The following is a 19,476-nucleotide window of genomic DNA, read 5'->3' on the forward strand; positions in this document are numbered from 1 at the left end:
GACCATGGTACCCGCCGGTCCTGCCGGGTCGGCGCCGCGGCCGCCCTCGCGGTCGCCGTCGCCAGGACCGATCCGGCGAGGATCAGGGCGAAGGCCGCCACGACGTCGCCCGTGAGCGGCTCGGAGAGGAACGTGACACCGGCCGCCACAGCGACGGCCGGGTTGACGTAGGTGAAGACGACCGCGCGGGTCGGTCCCGCCTCCCTGATCAGTTCGAGGAAGACGACGAAGGCCAGCGCCGTGCAGATGACGCCGAGGCCCGCGAGGGAGGCCAGGGTCGCGGTGTCGGGCACGGCGGCGGGCCGGGACGCCACGGCGGCGGGGGCGTAGACGAGCGCGGCCAGGGCGAGGCACGGGGCGATCAGCTGCAGGGTGGGGACGTCGCGGAGGTGCCGGGCCACGATCAGGGGGGCGATGGCGTACCCGAGGGCGGTGAGCATGACCTCCGTGAGGGACCAGGCGTCGCCGCCCGTCAGGTGGGGCACCGTGAGGACGGCGACGCCCGCGAGGCCGAGGCCGAGACCGGTGAGGCGGCGCGCGCCGAGGCGTTCCGTGTCGCCGAAGAAGCGGGCGAGGAGGGCGCCGATGATGGGGACAGCGGCGATGAGGAGTCCGGCCGTGGAGCTGGAGATACGGCGCTCCGCGTCGGTCAGCGTCCACCACGGGCCGAGGATCTCCACGCAGGCGAAGACGAGCATGGGGCGCCAGTGCGTCCTGAGCACGCCGGTGAGCCCGCCCTGCCGTACGGCGAACGGGAGCAGCAGTGCCGCGCCGAGCGCACAGCGCGTGAAGACGACGGTCGACGGCGACAGATCGCTGTCGACCGCCACTTTGATCATGAGATAGGGGATGCCCCACAGGACACCCATGAGGGAGAAGAGGAACCAGGCGCGTGCCGTCATGCGGGCAGTTTCGGCCGCGTCACCGTCCGGTGTCTTGAACGCTGTTGCGACGGACGCTGCCGCTGCGCACGCTGTTGCGGTACGCCGCCGGGGTCACCCCGAGGACCCGCCGGAACCAGCGCGTGAGGTGCGCCTGGTCGGCGAAGCCCACCAGCGGGGCCACCTCGGCGGGGCGCAGGCCCGCTTCCAGGTGGGCGCGGGCCAGGGTCACGCGGTGCTGGGCGAGCCAGGCGTAGGGCGGCATCCCCGTCGACGTACGGAAGGCGCGCAGGAGCTGGTAGCGGGAGAGACCCAGCGGGGCGGCGAGTTCGGTGAGGGTGGGCGGGGTCAGCAGTTCGTCGGCGAGCCGGCCGCGCACGGTGCGGGCGATGTGGTCGGCGCCGGGGACGCGGTCGTCGAGGGGGCGTGCGGTGCCGTGCCTGCGGGCGAGGGCGGCGAGCAGCCACGGGATCCGGGACTCGGCCTCCAGCGGGTCGGCGTGCGCGCTCAGTTCGGTGTGGGCGGCGCGCAGGGCGGCGGCGAGCTCCGGGTCGTCGACCACGGGGTCGCGGAAGTGGGGCGGAGCGACCGTTCCCTCGGTCAGGAGGAACGGCGCCGGATACATGGCGCGGTAGGAGTACCCGCCCGCGGAGGCCGGGCCGCCGGTGTGCACCTCACCGGGGGCGAGGACGACGATGGAGCCGGGCCCCACGTCGAGCCGCCCGCCCCGGTAGTCGATGACCTCGCAGCCGCCGACGCAGACGCCGACGGTGAACTCCTCGTGGAAGTGGGGCGCGTAGCGGTGCCGGTCGAAGCGGGCGGTGAGGAGGTCGAGGGGCGGGTTGCACGGGCCGAGCGGGGCGCGGGCCCAGACGGCCTGTTCGCGGGGTCGCCCGTTCGCCCCCGTGGTCCCATAACCCATGCGCTGCCCATCCCCCCGGTGTCGTCTCACCGGTCCAACACCCGCACACCCCTCTTCCATACCGCCCCGGGGTCGACGCCGTCCGGGAGGGCCCACCCCGCGATGCTTGACCTTGTCGCGGCGTCAACGTTTCTACTGGGCTCATGCGGATCGGAGAACTCGCCGGCCTTGTCGGGCGGGGCTGAAGATTTCAGTAGCGCAAGATTCTTTTCAGTGGGTTCTTCAGTGCCGCACTGAAGATTTCAGTGTGCTAACGCAGCGTGATGGCATCGCCCAGCGCAGCGGGATCCCACCCGTCCTCTCCTTACGTCTGGCGTGCAGCCAGTTCCACCACCGTCACGTCCGCAGGCGCCCCGACCCGAGTGGGCGGACCCCATACGCCCGCGCCGCGGGAGACGTACAGCTGGGTGTCGCCGTACCGCCCAAAGCCCGCGACCGTCGGGGTGAGGGCGTCCGCCCCTCAGCTTCACCCGACCGGTGCGCGTGCTTCATCAACCAGTAGATCCGGAGTCTTCAGCCGTCGGGCACTGCCGTCATACGCCTTTGAGGTCGTGAGGGTCACGTTTGTTGCCTTGGATCCGGATCATGATCACTGTGCGAGGCCGGTCATCCCCGGCGGGCCCGGGAACGGTACGAACGTGGACGCAGGCGGGAACGGAAGCCAGCCCCTTGGGTTTGTCAGTGAGATCAAGGACCACAAGGAAACTCAGGGGCGGGCCGTTTACCTAGTAAGAGATTGCTTGTTGAAGGAATGCTCTGGCGTAGGCGTCCCATGTGGGGGTTGCCCAATCTCGCTTGAGTTCCAGCGTGATCAGTTCATCGTGCGGACGCCAGGCGACATCAACGCGGCCGGCGCCGATGTTGCTGACCTCAAGTTCCACCCGCAGGCCCAAGCCTCGGAGATAGTCCCGCAGGTCTCTGCCTAGTTCCTTCTCATGGGGTTTGGGCTCGTCCTTCTTGAGGCGGCGGAGATACTTGCGCGCGTCGCCGCCGAACATTTGGGTCTCGTTGAGCCTCAAGTCTAAAAAGCGCAGGAGATATATGAGGATGCGGTCGATGTCAGCGGCGAACTGGTCTGCATAGCCGTATGGGCACTGCCGCCGCAGCTCATCGCGGGTAGCTCGGAAGGCAGTCGCGACTACGGGAATCTCGTCGACGGGCTCTCGCGCCTGGCGTGCCCGCCACATGTCGGCTAGGCAAGCAGTGATTTCGGGAGCTGTGATCAGAAAGGTCGACAGGCGGTCGGCATAGGCGGGAGGTAGGGGGAGCCCGGCAAGTACGCTTGCCGGGCTCTCAGATTTTGGGCCGGGGTCCTGCCTTCCGGCTGCCAAGGCTTCGCGGAGAGCTACAGCCTGTTCCCGCACAACCGGCGTCACGGGGTCTTGGTCGCTCCCCGACGAGGCCCCCAGCTCCACAAGCCACTCATCAAGTAGGGCCAGGCCGCTTTCGCGGGCGAGCAGTGTCTGCTCCACTCTTGGCGACAGCACGGCATGCAAACCGGGTGCGGAGACCGATGCCGCGGGCACGCCAATTGGTAGAGAACCGTCGCTGGGGGTGAGGAGATCGAGCGTACGGTGGGCTGTGTAGACGTCGACGAGACTGGTGACGACTGCTGCGGCATGCAGCCAGGAGCCCTCTCGATCGGCACGTTGGGCGCCGACAAGAGTGTCGAGGAGCCGTTGCCACGTAGCCAGGGTGTCCAGACGAGGAGTGCGCCACCCGGGTGGTAACCCAAAAAGGTTCAACCGGATGTCGAGGATGGCGTCTTGAAGCCGACGGACGGTGTCGTCTGGGACGGTGACGCCCGCCGCGTAGGCGAGGAGCGCGTCGAGAGCAGCGCCGAAAGCAACTGCATCCGGTCGTTCCTCCATGCAGGAAGCGTCACTCAGATACTCGCGGGCTCTGAGGAGCTGAGGCTGAGCCTGGTCCACAGTAGCGCTGGAAAAAGCTTGCCGTAGCGTGAGCATGCCGAGTTCGAAGGCTGCGTCGTCCGCAACGTCGTCGTGGTCGAGGACCTGCTCAAGTAGCGCGGTAATCTCCAAAGCTGGGAACTGCTCGGCGACCGCGCCGGCCACACGGACGGCTCGGGCAGCGAAGTCATCGTCGATTCGGGCCACTTCTCTGCGCATCCGACGCAACCGGTCCACGAGCCCATGGTGGCTGGCGATACCAGCCAACACCAGGCGGGCACATGATTCCAAGGCAATTCCGCCCAGCAGGTCCAGCCGGGTGCGGCTGATATCCAGCCAGGCATCGGCGAGATCCTCCCCGAGAACACGCACGGCTGCGGGGTGGGTGAGCAGGGCTGTGACGACATCCTCAAGAAGTAATGGGTCGTCAAGGACCGCGGCAGCGAGCAGGAAGTCCTGACCAGTGGGGCTGGCCAAGGTAGAGGCGTCATCGCAGACGATCGTCACTAGGGCCGGCAGATCGTCATGGTCGAGCAGTTCGTCACGAGCTTCCGTGAGGAGAACGGAACCGCCGAGGTCCGCCAGAGTAGGAGGAGGTGTGCCAGCGGTTCGGGCACGAGCTAGGAACCGCAGAGGATCTTCCGAGGGGCTAAGCACGATCGCTCCTCCTATCTGCTGTCGGGCCGATCCTGAGCATCGGACTCTAAGCCGCAAACCTCAAGTGGCCCTGCACGCTTGAGGGGCCGAACGCCCTCACCACAGGCGTTCCCCCGGCGGAGCAAGACGCAACTGTTTGTTAGGGATCAGGGAAGCCACGTCTTCGCCGCGGGCTGTGGCGATGATGACCTGCAGCTCAGGCGCCAGGTCGGTGAGTTTGACTAGGTCCGTCACCATCAGCCGCAGGTCCTTGCTGTCGACCTCCTCGGCTCCGGGAGAATCCACGATCAACAGTCCTGGGTGCCGACCCACTCCGCTGCGGATACCGTGCCTCAGCAAAGCTGTCGTGGTGACGATTTTGAGCCGTAGTTGCTCCCCCTCGGTCAGGGAGCCGTAGGAATGTCGCTGTCCGCCTTTCCAAACCGTGAGGGTGGCACCAGTGCCCAGTTCCACACGCTGCAGCATCTCCAGACCCAAAGCACGGCCCATGGTGACGATGTCTTGCTCAACGTCTCTCAGGACCTGCTTCAGCGCGGCGGTCCGCCGGGCGTGCGCGGCCTTCCCTGCGGCCTTGAGGATCGCGTCAGCTGCCTCCAACGGGGAGATGTCGACTGCCGCATCCAGGTGGGCGAAGCGGCCCGTCCGCTCAGCGACGGCCCCCTCCAAACGGGCCACGGCCAGTTCAGCAGCCCGACGCTCACCGATACCCGGGCTCCGCAGCGCAGCGTTGAGGGTCGCTTCTGCCTGGTCGACGGCAGCCGTCGCTGCCGACACTAGTGACTGAGCCGTGGCCAGATCGCTGGCGGCTTGTTCAACTTCCAGCTGCAGGCGCTCCAGCGCATCACGCAGAGTGTCCGGTGTCTCCTCCTCGGCCTTGCCAAGAGCGTCGTCGCCTTCAGCGGAGTCCGGTAACCGAGAGTCGCACAGCGAGCAGTGCCCTTCCTGCTCACGGGCCCACTGATCCTTCGTGACCTTGGTGTCACAGCGGGGGCAGATCGTCGGTGTCAGCGTGTGAAAGAAGGCTTGGGCCAGTGCAGCCTCCTGCGCCGTCTGCACCGCGTGGGCGAGGCTGTGCCGCTGTTCATCCAGCGTGTCGTGACGTAGGCGGGCCTCTACCAGTTGACGCTGCACCTCGCCGGCCGCCGTCGTGGTCTCAGCCAGCGTTCGGTAGGCGGCGCTCAGATCGGAGGCGGGCCTTCCCTCTTCTGGCAACACCTGCAGACGGGCGCGCTCAGCATCCAACTGTCTAGTCAGTTCGCCCAGTTGTGCACGCCGCGCCTCGGCGTCGGCCGCTGCTCTCTGTCGAGCAGCTGACAGTTGGGCAGCCACCACCTTCTGCGCCACTGATGCGGCAACCATCGTCGCCGCCCACGGCGCACCCAGGAACAACTCCAGCAAGCGGGTTGGAAGCGCATTCTTTGAGTCGTTGCCCAGCAGATGCCCCAGGCCCTTCCGATTGATGTACAGGCCGCTGGCGTAGGAAGGCCAGGACAGCTCTCCGGTTACCGGCAGGGCCTCCGCGTCTCCACGCGGCTTCTGCTGGATACGCAGGGGCTCCAGCCCAAGTCGGTCGAGCATGAAGCCATCCATCGACTCCTCGAACGCCTTCAGGCCGTCAAATTCGATTAGGACGGCACCAGTCTGCTTGGAAACTACTCGACCGATGGGAATTCCATTGGCGACGGCCATCTCGACCATGAGCAGCTCATCGTCCAACACGAACTCGGTGCGTACGCGGCGCAACCAGCTTCGCACATCGCGCTGCAATCCGGCTCGGCCGCGCAGGCACCACAGGACGATCTCGAGGATGCTGGACTTTCCAGCCTCGTTCTTTCCAGTGGAGGCCAGACACCACACCCCGGGCCCTGGTTCCCATTCGAAACGGAAGGGAATGGTGGCTGGGTCATCTTGATTACTGTCCGGAGCGGGCCGGGTGCCTTCGAATTCCACTGCCGTCACCAGAATCCGATGCGGCCGAGGAAGCGCCGTATGAGCCCTTACCCCGTGCTCGGCCAGCACTTCGCGCACGACCTCGACCGGCTGCCGCGACGCCTTCGTGATCTCCGCCAGCCACGCTTCGACCGGCCCCGTGGCGTCGCCTTCCACCGTTGCATCATTTTGATTCATGCCGCCAACCCCTCCTGTGCCAGTGCCACGTCGAGTCGCTCTCTGACTTTGGCGGTAATGCCCCCGATGATTCGGCCCTCGGGAGTGCTCGCATACTCCTCGTGTCCGTACTGAAGCGCCTTCAGCTGCCCCCCGGACATCCCCCGCGCTGCCATCAAAACGTAGCGGGCTTGCTGGTCGTACCAGGCCAGTTGAGGCTCTGTGGTTCGCAGCTCCTGTGCGCATGCGACCCCGGCGTCCAGCAGGTAGTAGTCGCGGCGCTGCACCCGCCCGTCGGACACCCGGCCTGCTCGCCGAATAGCGATTAGCTCTAGGTGTCGTAGCACGCTCAAGGCATTGTTCAACTGCTCGAACGCCCCATGCCGCCCCCGGAGCATGCGGTAGGTGTGCAGCTCCGGCTCCCGCTCCTCCAGCACCGTGCGCGCGTCGAGAAGAGAGTCGCTCGACAGGCGTCCCTCTTCCCACCCAGAGATGATCACGTTGGCGAGGTAGTCCGGGTTACGTATGAGGAAGTCGAGCTTCTGAAGCTTTCGCTCCGAATGGATCACTCTTACCGCCGTCAGCGGCACATCACTCTCGGTGCCACACGCGTCCCCTAATCGATCCAGGATAAAAAGCATGCGCACCGCTGTCTGTCCAGTAGTCGGAACAGCTATCCCGAACACCCCCCTACCTACACCACACGCCGACTCTGCTTCGCCAGCAGGTACATACGTGTAGTGACCATACCGGCGCGGTGTCGACTTGGGGAGAGATTCAACAAGGGCCAGATCCGAGGATGCAGCACCCTCTGAGACGAGTTCTTTGACTGGCCACTCCACGACGAACGAGCTCTTCCAGGGGTGCCCCTGCCTACCCGGACTGTGGACAGAGAGAACCGAACTCTCATGATCAGAACGCGGAGGTCATGCCAGCACGGCACTTCTTCCTTGAGAGAGCAATCTCGAAGCGGTCTGAGGAGGGGGCTCAGCGCTCACGGCTCACGGCTCCTATCCGTCTGCGGAACGTTGAACCGTAAGAATCGCCATCGTGTTGGCGGTCATCGGCGGGAAAGGTTCGGCCGTTCTCGTACAGTGAGCCTCTTCCATCCTGCCCAGGGCGACTGGGGGTTGGACGGGCCTGCGGCACGTCGAAGCTCCTGATAGCCGAGTTATCGACCAAGATCAACCGTCGTTCCAGGAGCTCCGTGTGCTTGTGTACCCGTCGGCCATCGATCTATCCACCGCGCATCTACGTCACCTGAGCCGGGTGCTGGCGGTACGACGCCGAGAGATTGGCAGTCGATGGCGGCGGCTAGCTCCCAGGCGTCAGGCCCTGCTTCCCCTGGACCATCTGCGGTGTGGCAACACGTATGCGCAGCTCGCGGCCGGGTTCGGCGCCGGGAATGCTACCGTGTACCGCAACGTCCGCGAGGCGATCGGCGTCCTGGCCGTGCTCGCGCCCCTCGCTCAACGAGGCGCTCGTGACAGCCCGTTCTAAGGCGTACGTGATCGTGGACGGCACCGTGCTGCCGATCGACCGGATCGCCGCCGACCAGCCCTACTGCTCCGGCAAGAAGCGGCATCACGGTATGAACGTTCAGGTGTTGACCGATCCGTTCGGCCGGCTGCTGTGGGCCTCGCCCGCACTGCCCGGCGCGACACACGACCTGACGGCGGCCCGCGAGAGCACGACATCGTCGACGCCCTCGCTGACGCCGGCCTCAAGTACTGAGCCGATACGGCGTATCAGGGCGCGGCCCGCAACGTCCGAGTCCCGTTTAAGGGGCGACGCCCCAATCGGTGGTAACGACGCCACAACACCACCCACGCCAAGATCCGTTGCGTTGGCGAGCAGGCCATGGCTAGGCTCAAGAGCTGGCGCCTGCTGGGCAAGTTGCGCTGCAGCACCAACCGCATCACCGCGATCGTCAGGGCCGTGCTCGCTCTGCATCTTGCGGCCGCTTCAGGATGAAAACACCTCACTGTACCTAACAAGACACATGTGCAACGGAGTTCGATGCGACGGGTGCCCCAGTCCAGTACCCAACTGCGAGGCAGACTTGGCTTGCCTGTGCGAGCGCAAGAAGCGTCACCACTAGAGGACCTGACCTTCGCGTAGACAGCTCGCCAACGACAGGATCATGGCAGCATGGCACACAAAGAAGCAGCACTGTAAACAGAGCAACTGGGGGGCCAGTGCGTGAGGTTGTCTACTTGTCCGAGGGAAAGCTGAATGAGTTCCTTCCGGAGCCTCGCCGCGCTCTCCCAACCGTCAAGCTGCACGCTGGAGTGTCCGTCGCCGGGATCAACGTCGAGACGCCCACGCCGGACAACGTGCGGGATCTACGGCGCCACCTGGAACGGGTGGAGAAGGAGATGAGTCTTCACACAGCCTGGTACACGGAACCGGATCTCACACCAGGTCGCTGGGTCCAGTTCGAGGCACCGCTCAACTGGTTCACACTCCGGGGCCGGTACCAAGATCTCGTGCTGTTCGTGGATCCGACCTCCGACTCAGCGTCGCCTCATGAGCCCGGTGCCGGCCGTCGACTGCTGCTGCACGGATCTGCCCGGCATCTGCTCGGTCGACCCCCTATCCAGGTCGACGGGCCAGAATTGACCGGCCTCGAGGGCAACGGCCACAGCGCTGGCAGACTCTTCGTCACTAACGCTGGCCATATCGTCAATGCGCTGACTCACGCTCACGACCCACTTGAAGAGGGTAGCGGAGCCCCCGAGGGGCCGTCCGTGCCCCCAACATCCCTGCGGCGCAGTGGCATCCGCGATCTCCTCGCGGCCGTGGACGCCGACAGCGGCGAAGTTAGCACCCACGCCTTGATGATCGGCTACGCCCGAGTTAGTGCACTACTACCTGAGACCGACACCGAGATGGGCTGCCTGGTGGCTAGCCCACTCATTGTGGAATACGCGAACTAGCCCAGTTTGACGGCGGTACCAACCTGGGCCGCGTGTCGCAAGACCACCCTGGAGGGAGGCCACCGTGGAAGATCGAAACGACACACCTCAGGACCTACCGGTGCAGGTACAGCAGGTACGTCAGGCACTGACCCACGAGTTCGCCAACCTCCTGGACCTGACCGACGTATCCAGCCGCTCTCAGGAACAGCAGGAGACGGTTTTCCTCAGTCGCGCGCTGGCCGCGAAGGCAGTGCAACTGGTCGCGGGATGCACGACAGTGGAGGCGGCAAACTCCGTCACTGATGGGGTCGATGATAACGGTATCGACGCCGTCATGGTCTCATCGGACACAGCTGAAATCTGGTTGACTCAGGCACGTTGGAGCAACAAGGGAAGAGCCAGCTTTGACAGCGCTTCCATATTGCAGCTGCTTCACGGCCTGAGGCGGCTTGTTAATCTTCGATACGACCGCTTTAATGCAAAGTTTGACCCGCTGATCGAACAACTCAATACGGCGCTCAAGGCGCCATCCTGCCGAATTCATTTGGTTCTCGCCGCCATGGGCGATACTGGACTTGCTGCTGGAAGTCGAGACCTCCTGGACGAGGAGGCATCAGACTTCAACGACGAACAAGAGTTGCTGGACTTTCGATTCCTCGGCGCCGCCGATTTTCATTCCGCGGCACGGCGGGGCGTGGTCCCTGAGTCAGTGTCGGTGACCGCCACGCTGTCCGACGGCTGGCACATGAACTCCACCCCTTACCAGACCTATCTCGGCACGGTGGGCGCAGACGAACTCGCTAATTGGTACGAGGAGCACGGTCGGCAGCTCTTCGACCAAAACGTTCGCTATCCATTGGGCTTGACCAATGTCAACCTCGCCGTCATCGAGAGTCTACTGAATAGCCCTCATGAGTTCTGGTACTTCAACAACGGCGTCACGGTGTTGTGCGACTCCGTACGAGCCCACTACTTTGCCAGACGCGCGATCGGCCAGCCCGCACGGCTAGAACTGGTCAATGCCCGAGTCGTCAACGGTGCCCAGTCAGTCGCTTCCATTCATCACGCCTACGGACGGGATCCCGAAGCGGTCATGGAAGCGCGCATCTCGCTCCGAGTCATCTGTTTGGACGGTGCCCCGGCCGACCTGGCTCAGCGGATCACGCAAGCCACCAATACGCAGAATCATGTCGAGCCACGAGATTTCGCCGCGCTCGACCCTCAGCAGCTGCTCATCCGTCAGGATTTCGCTGTGTCCCTCGGCAAGATATACGTACTCAAACGCGGTGAGCTCGAGCCTGCACCCGCCGCTGGATGCACCGTTGTCGAGGCGGCATTTGCTCTGGCCTGCGCCTACCCCGACGCTGCCGTGGTCGCCCGCCTCTGGCGGGACAGTAGCGTTTTGTGGAGCGATGGACCCCGCGGAATCTACACCCAGCTCTTCGGCAGCCCCCCGACTGCACTGCAGATCTGGCGGTCAGTCGGGCTCATGCGCGGAGTCCGCGATGCGCTAGCGACTCTTTCAGCTGGCCTTGAAGGCCGCGACCAGATGGTCGCCGATCGGGCTGATTTGCTCATCACCCACATCGCCTTCCAACTGATCGGTAACGATGGCATCGATGAACCAGGCGACGAGTGGGATGCCAGACAGCAGACAACGCTCAGGCGGACCGATGAGCTCCTGTTGGGGCTGATTGAAAAACTGGGCGCCGAGTATGGCCAGTTCGCGCTACTCGCACGCATCCTCCGCGATCAGGAGCGCTGCCGTCACCTGGCGTCGAGTGTGCTGGAGTCCCTGAAAAATGGTGGGGCCGCGCAGCTTCCACGCCCAGGAGGGCCAGCTCGCCGGCGACGCCCGAACGCCGTTCCCTTGCTGGTTCAATACGGCCGCCTCGAAGATGGGACGCAGTTGGTCTACCGACCGAACAGCGCCCCGGAACGTGAAGCACTTCACGAGTGGCTCAGTGAGGCCCCAGAGCGGTATCTGGCCTCCTGGGTCAACGACGACCGAAAGCCTCTGGTCTGGGCTGTAGACGGGCAGCGCTATTCGCCGACCGGTCTGGTGTTCCGAATTTGGGAGGAGGCCCACTGGGCCGAGCATCCCGCGGCAGTAGCCGGTACGAGAAACTGGTACGTGCCGGGCGAAGGCACACTAGCCAGCCTTGCAAGCAAGCTATTGGCCGATGAAGAAATAGCGAGTGACGGTCCTGGTGCGAAGTGACGCCCGCGTCCTCAATGAGCGCTACGAGATGCGCCAGCGAATCGGCGGCGGCGCCATGGGAGAAGTGTGGCTGGCATACGACTCCGAAGCGCGTCGCTCTGTTGCCGTCAAGTTGATTCATCGGGAGCTACTAGATTCGCACGCTCCAGAGGAGGCGATTCAGCGCTTCGAACGAGAGGCGGAGTTGCTCGCACGACTGCGGCACCCTGGCATCCCAGAATTCCTTGGCGCCCATCTGGGCCTCGGGGCAGACGACCCTTACCTCGTGATGGAGCTTGTTCTCGGGCAGGATCTGACGGAAATCGTCGGCGGCAGGGGCAGCCTGTCCGAGGACGAGGTGGTGTCCATCGCCGTTCAGATCTGCCATGTCCTCGAGTACACTCATGCAATTCCGGTTGTCCACCGGGACCTCAAGCCAGCGAACATCATGTTGACGGACTATCATCGAGTGGTGATTCTTGATTTTGGCGTAGCCAGGATGTTCAGGACGGACCACGCGCGATTGACCCAGCACGACAGGGTGCTAGGCACGGTTGCATATATGCCTCCTGAGCAGTGCGAAGGACGCGATGTCAATCCCCGTAGCGATCTGTACTCTCTTTCTTGCTTGCTGTACGAACTTCTAACAGGCGTTCCGCCATTCACTGGCAACGCCGCCAGAGTCATGTACCACCACCAGTACCATGCACCCATTTCGATCAGCGTGCTGCGCCCCGGGGTCAACCCGGCGCTGGAGTCCGTAATCATGGCTGGATTGGCGAAGCGGGCTATTGATCGGCCGGCGACAGCTCGCGAGTTTCGGGAACGAATTAGCTCACAGCCGTTGAAATCGGAGGATTCTGGCACTCCTCCCTCGAACCTTCCAATCCAAACCCCGAACGTGCACAGCCCGAGTCATGCTGTAGCCGAACCTCTTCCGCTACAGGTGCGGGTCGTGCAAGCCCAGGCGCTCTTCGACGAGGGCTTGATTGCACAGTCCATGCCGATGTTCGCCAGCCTCGTGCGAGAGTTGGAAGAACTCGGCTCGGAGCATGCCGCCGAAGCAGCGAAGTGCCGCTTCATCCATGCGCGATGTCAGGCGCACCTTGGACTTCAGCAAGATGCGCTGAAGGGCATGCAAACGCTCGCGGAACAACTGCGCCTGTGTAGTGCACCTGATGATCGACTTCTGCTTGAAGTTCGCTTCCAAATAGGGCAGTTACTGCTTGACTTGGGAGACCAACACGGTCTTAGCGAGTTCGCAGACGTCTACACGATCTTGACCGCGGCTGGTCGCGCAGGGGATGCACAGATGATCGCGGAGGTGCGTACGGCACTGGCCCGAGCCGCCTCGTTCGGCTAGTACTCCAGCCGTAGATCGTGATCTTCATGTCTGAGGCCCCTGCCGACAGCTTCCGCCAGGCCCGCTTGGTTACCTTCGCGGCCAGGGCGTCCGCGCGGAACTTCCCAGCACCGGTGGCCACTTCATGGGAGCACGCCACGGCAAGGACGTAGCCGACTCGCGCTCCTCCAGCGCCGCCTGCAGCTTCGGGTTGACGCCATAGACCTCGTCACCTACGACCCAGCCCACGCGGGGCCCGGCATCCAGGAACCGGCCGATCATGCGCGCGGCCAGCTCCGGCTCTGTCGCGAAGACGGTGTCCCATCCCATCCCATCCAGGACGTCATCACCGGCAATCTGGGGCTACGTTCTCGGCGGACTGGAAGCGTCGCGAAGCCGGTCGAGGACATCCGGGGCCAGTGCCTGAGAAATGAGCGCACCCAGCTGATCGCTTGCACGGAACAGATAGGACGGCGGGTTGCCGTCGAAATCCCGGAGGCTGGCCGGGCGTAGGACCGTAAAGGCGTGCCCCGCTGCCGCAGCTGTGTCGTCACTCGCAAGAACGGCGGCAATGACGCGGAGCACCGCAGCTGTGGTAACCGGGTCCCGCTCCATGCTGTATGTACTGGGAGAGGTCCGTCGCCAGGGGTACAGGAGTCCGGCATCGGTGGCGCGCCAGACGACGGGATGGGGATCGGCGTCATTCCACATCGACCCGCGCCCCTGCGTGGTGTAGCGCTCCCGCAGAGCGAGGTCAGGGCTGGTGAAGGCCTGCACGCGCAGCGGGTTGGGTTCGTTCAGCAGAATGCGCAAGGCCCGCAGGTCGTCATACCACTGCTGGTCCGTCGACGACGGTCCTTCGACCGCGATCCGGACCAGCCGCTGGTGGGTGTCGCGTACCAGCGGATCGGTCACGGGCGGTGTGGTGATCTCCCACAGAGGTCGACCGCAGCGCTTGCGCTTGGGGCGACGCTTGCCGGACACCCGGTCCTGCTCGTCGGCGAGCGGGATGAACCCCGGACAGCGGCCCGGCGCGTCCCCGCGCAGGACCGAGGGCGAGAAAGGGGAGCCGCAGTTGGGGCAGAAGGAGACGGTGTAGCAGTCGTGATCGGGACACATCACCGCCCACGACCGATACCACCACAGTGGCCAGCGGGTGGGCGGCTCCACGCACCGGGGGCAAAATGCCCATGTCTCTTCGGGCGCCTCGGGCATGTCGCTCAGTCGGTACGGTCTGCTTTCGCGTTCCTTGACGATACCGAGCAGTGTCATGGCACGGATGGCTTTGGGGTCCAGCCCTGTTGCGGCATGCAGCAATTTGGCTGACGCCAGGGGCAGTTCGGCGGTATGGCGGGCTAGGCGTGAGGCATGGGCGGTCTTCGGTTCCAGACCCAGCCGGTGCATGACCTCGGTGCGGTCCACTTCGTACACCGCGGCGAGGTGATCGACCCAACTGAACAGGGACTCGCCGGGCAGCGGCACGGGGACTACCGGGAGTCTGCGCAGCCGCCGGTGGCTCTCGGCCTGTGAAACAACCATCTATCAGTCGCCAGTTGGTTCTGCGGGTGTGTGCTGGAACAGCTCGTACGGCTCGACTCCCAGCGCGCGGGCCAGGGCCGGGATGCGGTCGACGGAGACGCTGTGGATCGCCGCCTCCACCTCCGCGTAGAACGAACGGTCCATCCCTGCGGCGGCCGCCACCGCGGTCTGGGTCAGTCCGGCACGCGTACGCAGAGCCCTCAACCGCCGCCCAAAGGCCAGCCGTTGAGCTGGGACGCCCGTACTGGAATCGCTGTTCGCCACGGACGGCACCGTAGTACAGTCCCCCGACTGTAGGAGATCTCCTACAAGCTCAGCTCGGGAGGGGGATGGGTGGACGGCACCTGGGACGTGCCACGCAGGCTTCCGGCGGTGTTGCTTCCGGTAGCGGGCGAGGCGTTCCCGTCCTGGCTCCACCGTGTGGCGGCTGACTGGCGGATCCCGCCGGGGCAGGCCGTGCAGTTGCTGGGCCTGGAGTGCACCCCGGGGTACCGGGTGCCACGGCCGACATGGTTCGGCGTCTCCCTCACACAGCGCAGCCTTCAGGGACTGACGGCGGCGACGGGGCTCGGCAAGCGGGCTCTGGACGCAATGCAGCTGTCGCGGTACGCGGATACCGCACTCGAGTTCTTCGGCCGTGAACTGCCCCACCAGCCACGGGAGGTGACCTCCCTCCGGCGCCCTCGCCAGGAGTGGGCGTTGACCACCTCCAGCCGTGCGTGTCCGCACTGCCTGGCCCTCACCCCGGTGTGGCCGGTGTGGTGGCGCCTGGGCATCGCGGCGGTATGCCCCGAGCACCGGGTCCTGCTGGTGGACGTGTGCAATCAGTGCAACAGGCGCCTCGGCTCCGGCTACACCGGTCGTCCGCGGGGCCTGACTGCTCGCCAGCCGACGCTCGACCTGGACCGGTGCAACAACCGGCGGCCCGCGGATCACGAAGGCAAGGCCGGGCTGTGCAGTCGACGCCTGTCCACGCTGGCGACCGTCGCCGTGTCGGCCGAACTTGCCGCACTGCAACAGCGGGTCCTGGACATCGCGGACGGCAGCCCGGCCCATCTGGCGGGCAGCACCGTGACACAGGCCGGGTTCTTCGCCGCACTGCGGTTCCTCACCGGCGTGGTCCGGCTGGTGGCGACCGCCGAGGAGACGGCGTCCTGTCCGGCGCTGCCCTCCACGGCGGCCGCGACGTTCACCGCCGATCAGCACGAGGGGCAGCGGGCCCCGGCGGGGCGCACGGGCAGCCGGCTGCAAGCCTGTCCGCCCAGCGCCGCGCACGCGGCAGCCGTCCTCGCGCTGAGCACACCGGTCCTCTTCGCCTCCGACCGGCGCACGTTCCAGGACCGGTTGACGATGTGGATGGACCGCGCCGCGGCGATCAGGCGTCTGCCGGGCGAGGGTGATCCTCTGCGGTCGCTGCCCCGCCCCGCCTGTCTGGAGCCGTTTCTGCACGCTGCGGGTGTCCTCGCCAGTCGCCCCCGGGCCGCGCCTTTGTTCACCGCGGACCACCTGCCGCATCTCGTCGACGCCGGCGACTACACGGATCTGATCGCCAAGCATCTGCCTCACACCGCCGAGATCGGCGGTCGCCGCCTGGCAGCGTTGGCGCTGGCCCGCCATGCCGGGGAGGCCAGTTGGCTGCACGCCGCCACCGCACTGGGCATGAACCCCGTCACGGCCGCACAGGTGACGAACACGCTCGAGCCGCGCATCAGTGACGTCAGTGCCTTCTGGAGTGACATCGAGCAGCTCGGCACAAGGATCGTCGAGCGCGGCCTGACCGACTACGCTGCCCGGCGCCGGGCTCTGTCCGATCTGACCATCCTGCCGCACACCATGCTCAGCTCGGTGTGCCAGCCGCTGGGATACAACGTCACGGTGCCGCGCCGCCGTCACAGTGCCGCGTGGATCTGGCGGCACTTCACCGGCGGCGATCTCCACGATGCCCCCGCCTACGCGACGGCTCTCTGGGCGCCTACCGCCATGGCGTACGTCCGGGAGAGCGGGCGGCGTTTCGCCACCTGGCTGCCCGTGCCCGTCGCCCGTACGCTGACCGCCTACGGCAACAGCCTGCTCGCCGACTCCGTCCCTCAGGGCGGTGCGGCATGAGCCCGAAACGCACCCAGACGCTGCGCCCGGCACGGCATACGGCCGAGCAGTTGTTCATCCACTTCTACGACGCCGACGGCGCCGAACGGCTCTTGCCTGCCGCGCAGGCGGCGGAGGTGCGGTTCGAGACCTGCATACCCGCCCGGGACATCCCCTCCTACGCCGGGCAGCAGCACACGCCGGGCTTCTACTGGGCGGCCAGCAGCGACACCGTCCTGGAGTACGAGAGCTTCCTGGAAGCCCGATGGATGAAGCTCCTCGACTTCGACGCCAAGGTCGCTCATTTCGCGGCCCAGCCGTTCATCTTCGAGGGCATCGACGCGGACGGGCCCTGGACCCACTACCCGGACCTGTTCGTGCGCCGTACCGACGGCTCGGTGCTGTTGCTGGACGTGAAGAACCCCGAGCAGATCGACAAGCCCAAAGTCCGGCACCAGGCCCGTCGCACCGCCACCGCCTGCCAACAGCTCGGCTGGGACTACCAGATGGTCGGTGAGCCGGACCCGCAGCTGTGGGCCACCGTCGAATGGCTCGCCGGTTACCGCCGGCCACTCAACGCCGCCGCGCCCCTCGCCCACATCCTGCTCTTTCGCGCCCAACACCCCGTCAGCGTCGGCGAACTGCTGTCGCTGTGGCCCGACCCGCAGGTCGAACGCGCCGTCACCTACCACCTCATGTGGCACCACCGCCTGCTGTTCGACCTCACCCACCCCCTACGCGATCACACCCGGGTGTGGGCCGCGCCCGCCTTGGAGCACGCCTGATGGACCAACGCCACCGCATCGCCGTCGCCGACTGGATCGAGTTCGAAGAAGAACAACACCAGGTCACCGGCATCACCGGCGCCCTGGTCCGGCTACGCTCGGCCTCCGGACACCACCAGACCATCATGCTCAGCAGGCTGCTCACCGATGCCACCTTCCATACCCGGACCGCGCAGATACCCGAGACCACGGACACCACGGTGGGACTCGACCCGGGCGGCGTCCTGGCGCTTCTGCCCAAAGACGTCCGCACAGCCGCCCTGGAACTGGAAGCCCATCTAAAAGAGGCCACTTCGGGCTACCAGTCGGGTGACCGGCTCGATGCTCAAGCAGGTGAACCCCGGCCCGAATATCAGCCCGCCCTCCCGCTCACCGCCCGCGTCGAGGCCAAGGCCGCCGAGTTGGGCCTGGCCCCCCGCCGTATCTGGCAACTCGTGGAGGAGTGGGAGGAAAACGGCCTGTGGGCACTAGTCGACCGGCGCAAGGCACGGCTGAAGAACCCGCTGCGCAACATCGACGAACGCGTCATCACCGCGATCCGCGAGCAGGCCGCCGCCGAACGCCACGACAGCTCCTCCAGTGTCTCTACGCGCTTTCGCCGCCGTACCCAGAACCGGCTGGACGAGGACCACGGGCCCGGCACGGTCCTCCTGCCCAAGGAGGACACCTTCCGCCGCGTCGTCAAACTGCTCCTCACCCGCAGCCCGTCCGACCCCGCCTACCAGCGGATCTCGGATGCCAACCAGCCCGACCGCACCTTCGGCAACGTCATCGCCCACCGGCCCGGTCAAGTCGTGATGCTCGACACCACCCCGTTGGACGTCCTGGCCTTCGACCCCGCGATGAACGACACCTACAACGTCGAACTCACCCTCGCGCTCGATGTCGCCACCCGCTCCATCCTCGCCTGGCGCCTGACTCCGCTCGGCACCAAGGCCATCGACATCGGCCTCCTGCTCGCCGACGTCATGACCCCCGAGCCCATGCGCGCCGACTGGGCCGACGCCCTGCGCTACCAGATGCTGCGCGTGCCCTTCGAGCGCCACCTCAGCGTGGACGAGCGTCTCGCCGAAGCCGCCGCGCGTCCCGTGATTTATCCCGAGACGCTCCTGTACGACCACGGCAAGCCCTACAAGTCCGACGTCGTTCAGCGCGCCTGCCGCAAGTGGAAGATCGACATGCAGGACGCGCGCAAGCTCAAGCCCACCGACAAGCCGCACGTCGAGCGGCTCTTCGGCACCATCCGCGAGCAGTTCTCCATGCACGTCGCCGGATACAAGGGCTTCAACGTCGCCCACCGCGGCAAGACCGTGGAACAGCAGGCCCGCTGGACTCTGGACGAGATCGCCGAGTTCTTCGCCGAATACGTCGTCGCCGTGTACCAGAACCAGCACCACACGGGTCTGCACCTGCAGGGCTTCCCCGACCTGAACATCTCGCCTAACGAGGCGTACGCCATGGCGCTCGGCTCGGCCGGCTTCGTCGACTGCCCGCGCGATCCGAACCTCTACTACGAGCTCCTGCCCATCGCCGACGGCGGCCGGGCCATCAACGCCTACGGCGTCGAACTCAACTATCTCGTCTACGACGCGCCGGTGCTCTACCAGTTCCGGCGGGCCAAGTCGCCCTACCCCAACGGGGCCTGGCCGATCCGCTACGACCCGCGTAACCTGCTGCACGCCTACTTCCACAACCCCCGCGACGACAAGTGGTACACGCTGCGCTGGACGAAGGCGCTCAGCGACCTGCAGGCCTTCACCGACATCACCCTGCGCGAGGCCAAGCGGCTCGTCACCCTGCGCGGCGGTGACCCGAAGGACGAGGACTATCAGCAGCAGATCGCCGACGCCCTGCGGGATCTGCAGAACCGCACGGACGCTCCCGAAACGTGGTCCAAGGCCGACCGTAAGCGCCGCACCCGTGATCGGCACCGCGCCGACGCCCAGGCCCAGGACGAAGCCCGTTCCCTGCCGGCCGTCCCCGTGCCACCGGCACCGGATTCCGCGCCACCCACCGTTGCGTCCCTGCACGCCGTCCCCGATCTTCCCGGCGAGGACGACGACTTCGACCCGCACAGCATCCAGCCGGCCGAGGTCTGGAACCCCCGCACCAGCCAGGAGAGCTGACC

At 65.8% G+C, this 19,476-nt stretch carries 12 protein-coding genes and 4 pseudogenes; 7 read left to right on the forward strand and 9 right to left on the reverse strand.

Translation table 11 applies throughout. The features are described 5' to 3' along the window. Positions 1-119 precede the first annotated feature (119 nt). From DEJ49_RS36960 to DEJ49_RS10175, 6 genes and pseudogenes are all read right to left on the reverse strand, one after another. Positions 120-902 (reverse strand): annotated as a pseudogene (locus DEJ49_RS36960) (DMT family transporter); the annotation flags it as partial. A gap of 19 nt (positions 903-921) precedes the next feature. After that, entirely contained in the window at positions 922-1,803 is an 882-nt protein-coding gene (locus DEJ49_RS10155) for an AraC family transcriptional regulator (RefSeq protein ID WP_150183832.1), read from the reverse strand. Positions 1,804-2,107: 304 nt separating this feature from the next. Beyond that, positions 2,108-2,260, reverse strand: a pseudogene (locus DEJ49_RS36340) (metallophosphoesterase); the annotation flags it as partial. 268 nt (positions 2,261-2,528) lie between these two features. Next, on the reverse strand, positions 2,529-4,370 hold the full coding sequence (locus DEJ49_RS10165; protein WP_150183833.1) for a DUF4208 domain-containing protein: 1,842 nt from the start codon (positions 4,368-4,370) through the stop codon (positions 2,529-2,531). Between the two features lie 96 nt (positions 4,371-4,466). Next, positions 4,467-6,497 (reverse strand): hypothetical protein, encoded by a 2,031-nt coding sequence (locus tag DEJ49_RS10170; protein ID WP_150183834.1) that lies wholly within the window; start codon positions 6,495-6,497, stop codon positions 4,467-4,469. After that, a complete protein-coding gene (locus tag DEJ49_RS10175) occupies positions 6,494-7,318 on the reverse strand; it encodes a hypothetical protein (protein ID WP_150183835.1) in 825 nt (274 codons plus the stop codon). The genes DEJ49_RS10170 and DEJ49_RS10175 overlap by 4 nt, the downstream gene beginning before the upstream one ends. A 367-nt stretch (positions 7,319-7,685) precedes the next feature. On the opposite strand from DEJ49_RS10175, the pseudogene DEJ49_RS10180 reads away from it, so the two are divergent. The 4 genes and pseudogenes from DEJ49_RS10180 (at position 7,686) to DEJ49_RS10195 (ending at position 12,960) form a co-directional block, all read left to right on the forward strand. After that, positions 7,686-8,450: pseudogene (locus DEJ49_RS10180) on the forward strand (transposase family protein). A 224-nt stretch (positions 8,451-8,674) separates the two neighbouring features. After that, complete coding sequence (locus DEJ49_RS10185; protein WP_150183836.1) at positions 8,675-9,415, forward strand: SAVMC3_10250 family protein; 741 nt, start codon at positions 8,675-8,677, stop codon at positions 9,413-9,415. A 64-nt stretch (positions 9,416-9,479) separates the two neighbouring features. Then, the gene (locus tag DEJ49_RS10190) at positions 9,480-11,618 is read left to right on the forward strand and encodes an AIPR family protein (RefSeq protein WP_150183837.1); all 2,139 of its coding nucleotides are present in this window, start codon (positions 9,480-9,482) and stop codon (positions 11,616-11,618) included. Then, on the forward strand, positions 11,596-12,960 hold the full coding sequence (locus tag DEJ49_RS10195) for a serine/threonine-protein kinase (RefSeq protein ID WP_150183838.1): 1,365 nt from the start codon (positions 11,596-11,598) through the stop codon (positions 12,958-12,960). Before DEJ49_RS10190 ends, DEJ49_RS10195 begins: the two co-directional genes overlap by 23 nt. Before the next feature lies 1 nt (position 12,961). Here the strand turns inward: DEJ49_RS10195 and DEJ49_RS10200 are convergent. The 3 genes and pseudogenes from DEJ49_RS10200 to DEJ49_RS35915 form a co-directional block, all read right to left on the reverse strand. Next, positions 12,962-13,272, reverse strand: a pseudogene (locus tag DEJ49_RS10200) (transposase); the annotation flags it as partial. 30 nt (positions 13,273-13,302) lie between these two features. Continuing rightward, positions 13,303-14,421, reverse strand: coding sequence for a TniQ family protein (locus DEJ49_RS10205; protein WP_190329305.1), 1,119 nt, complete (start codon positions 14,419-14,421; stop codon positions 13,303-13,305). Positions 14,422-14,481: 60 nt separating this feature from the next. Then, positions 14,482-14,742, reverse strand: coding sequence for a helix-turn-helix domain-containing protein (locus DEJ49_RS35915; protein WP_190329306.1), 261 nt, complete (start codon positions 14,740-14,742; stop codon positions 14,482-14,484). Between the two features lie 108 nt (positions 14,743-14,850). On the opposite strand from DEJ49_RS35915, the gene DEJ49_RS10215 reads away from it, so the two are divergent. The 3 genes from DEJ49_RS10215 to DEJ49_RS10225 are packed head-to-tail and all read left to right on the forward strand — an operon-like array spanning position 14,851 to position 19,474. Continuing rightward, complete coding sequence (locus DEJ49_RS10215; RefSeq protein WP_190329307.1) at positions 14,851-16,584, forward strand: TniQ family protein; 1,734 nt, start codon at positions 14,851-14,853, stop codon at positions 16,582-16,584. After that, positions 16,581-17,348 (forward strand): TnsA-like heteromeric transposase endonuclease subunit, encoded by a 768-nt coding sequence (locus tag DEJ49_RS10220; RefSeq protein ID WP_150183842.1) that lies wholly within the window; start codon positions 16,581-16,583, stop codon positions 17,346-17,348. The genes DEJ49_RS10215 and DEJ49_RS10220 overlap by 4 nt, the downstream gene beginning before the upstream one ends. Then, positions 17,348-19,474, forward strand: a complete 2,127-nt coding sequence (locus DEJ49_RS10225; protein WP_150183843.1) for a DDE-type integrase/transposase/recombinase — start codon at positions 17,348-17,350, stop codon at positions 19,472-19,474. Before DEJ49_RS10220 ends, DEJ49_RS10225 begins: the two co-directional genes overlap by 1 nt. Positions 19,475-19,476: the final 2 nt, after the last annotated feature.

Origin of the sequence: Streptomyces venezuelae (assembly GCF_008642335.1) — a bacterium.
Lineage (GTDB): Bacteria > Actinomycetota > Actinomycetes > Streptomycetales > Streptomycetaceae > Streptomyces > Streptomyces venezuelae_F.

Coding starts and splice junctions, on each gene's coding strand:
- DEJ49_RS10155 (WP_150183832.1), bottom strand. CDS start 1,803: ATGGGTTATGGGACCACGGGGGCGAACGGGCGACCCCGCGAACAGGCC.
- DEJ49_RS10220 (WP_150183842.1), top strand. CDS start 16,581: ATGAGCCCGAAACGCACCCAGACGCTGCGCCCGGCACGGCATACGGCC.
- DEJ49_RS10170 (WP_150183834.1), bottom strand. CDS start 6,497: ATGAATCAAAATGATGCAACGGTGGAAGGCGACGCCACGGGGCCGGTC.
- DEJ49_RS10225 (WP_150183843.1), top strand. CDS start 17,348: ATGGACCAACGCCACCGCATCGCCGTCGCCGACTGGATCGAGTTCGAA.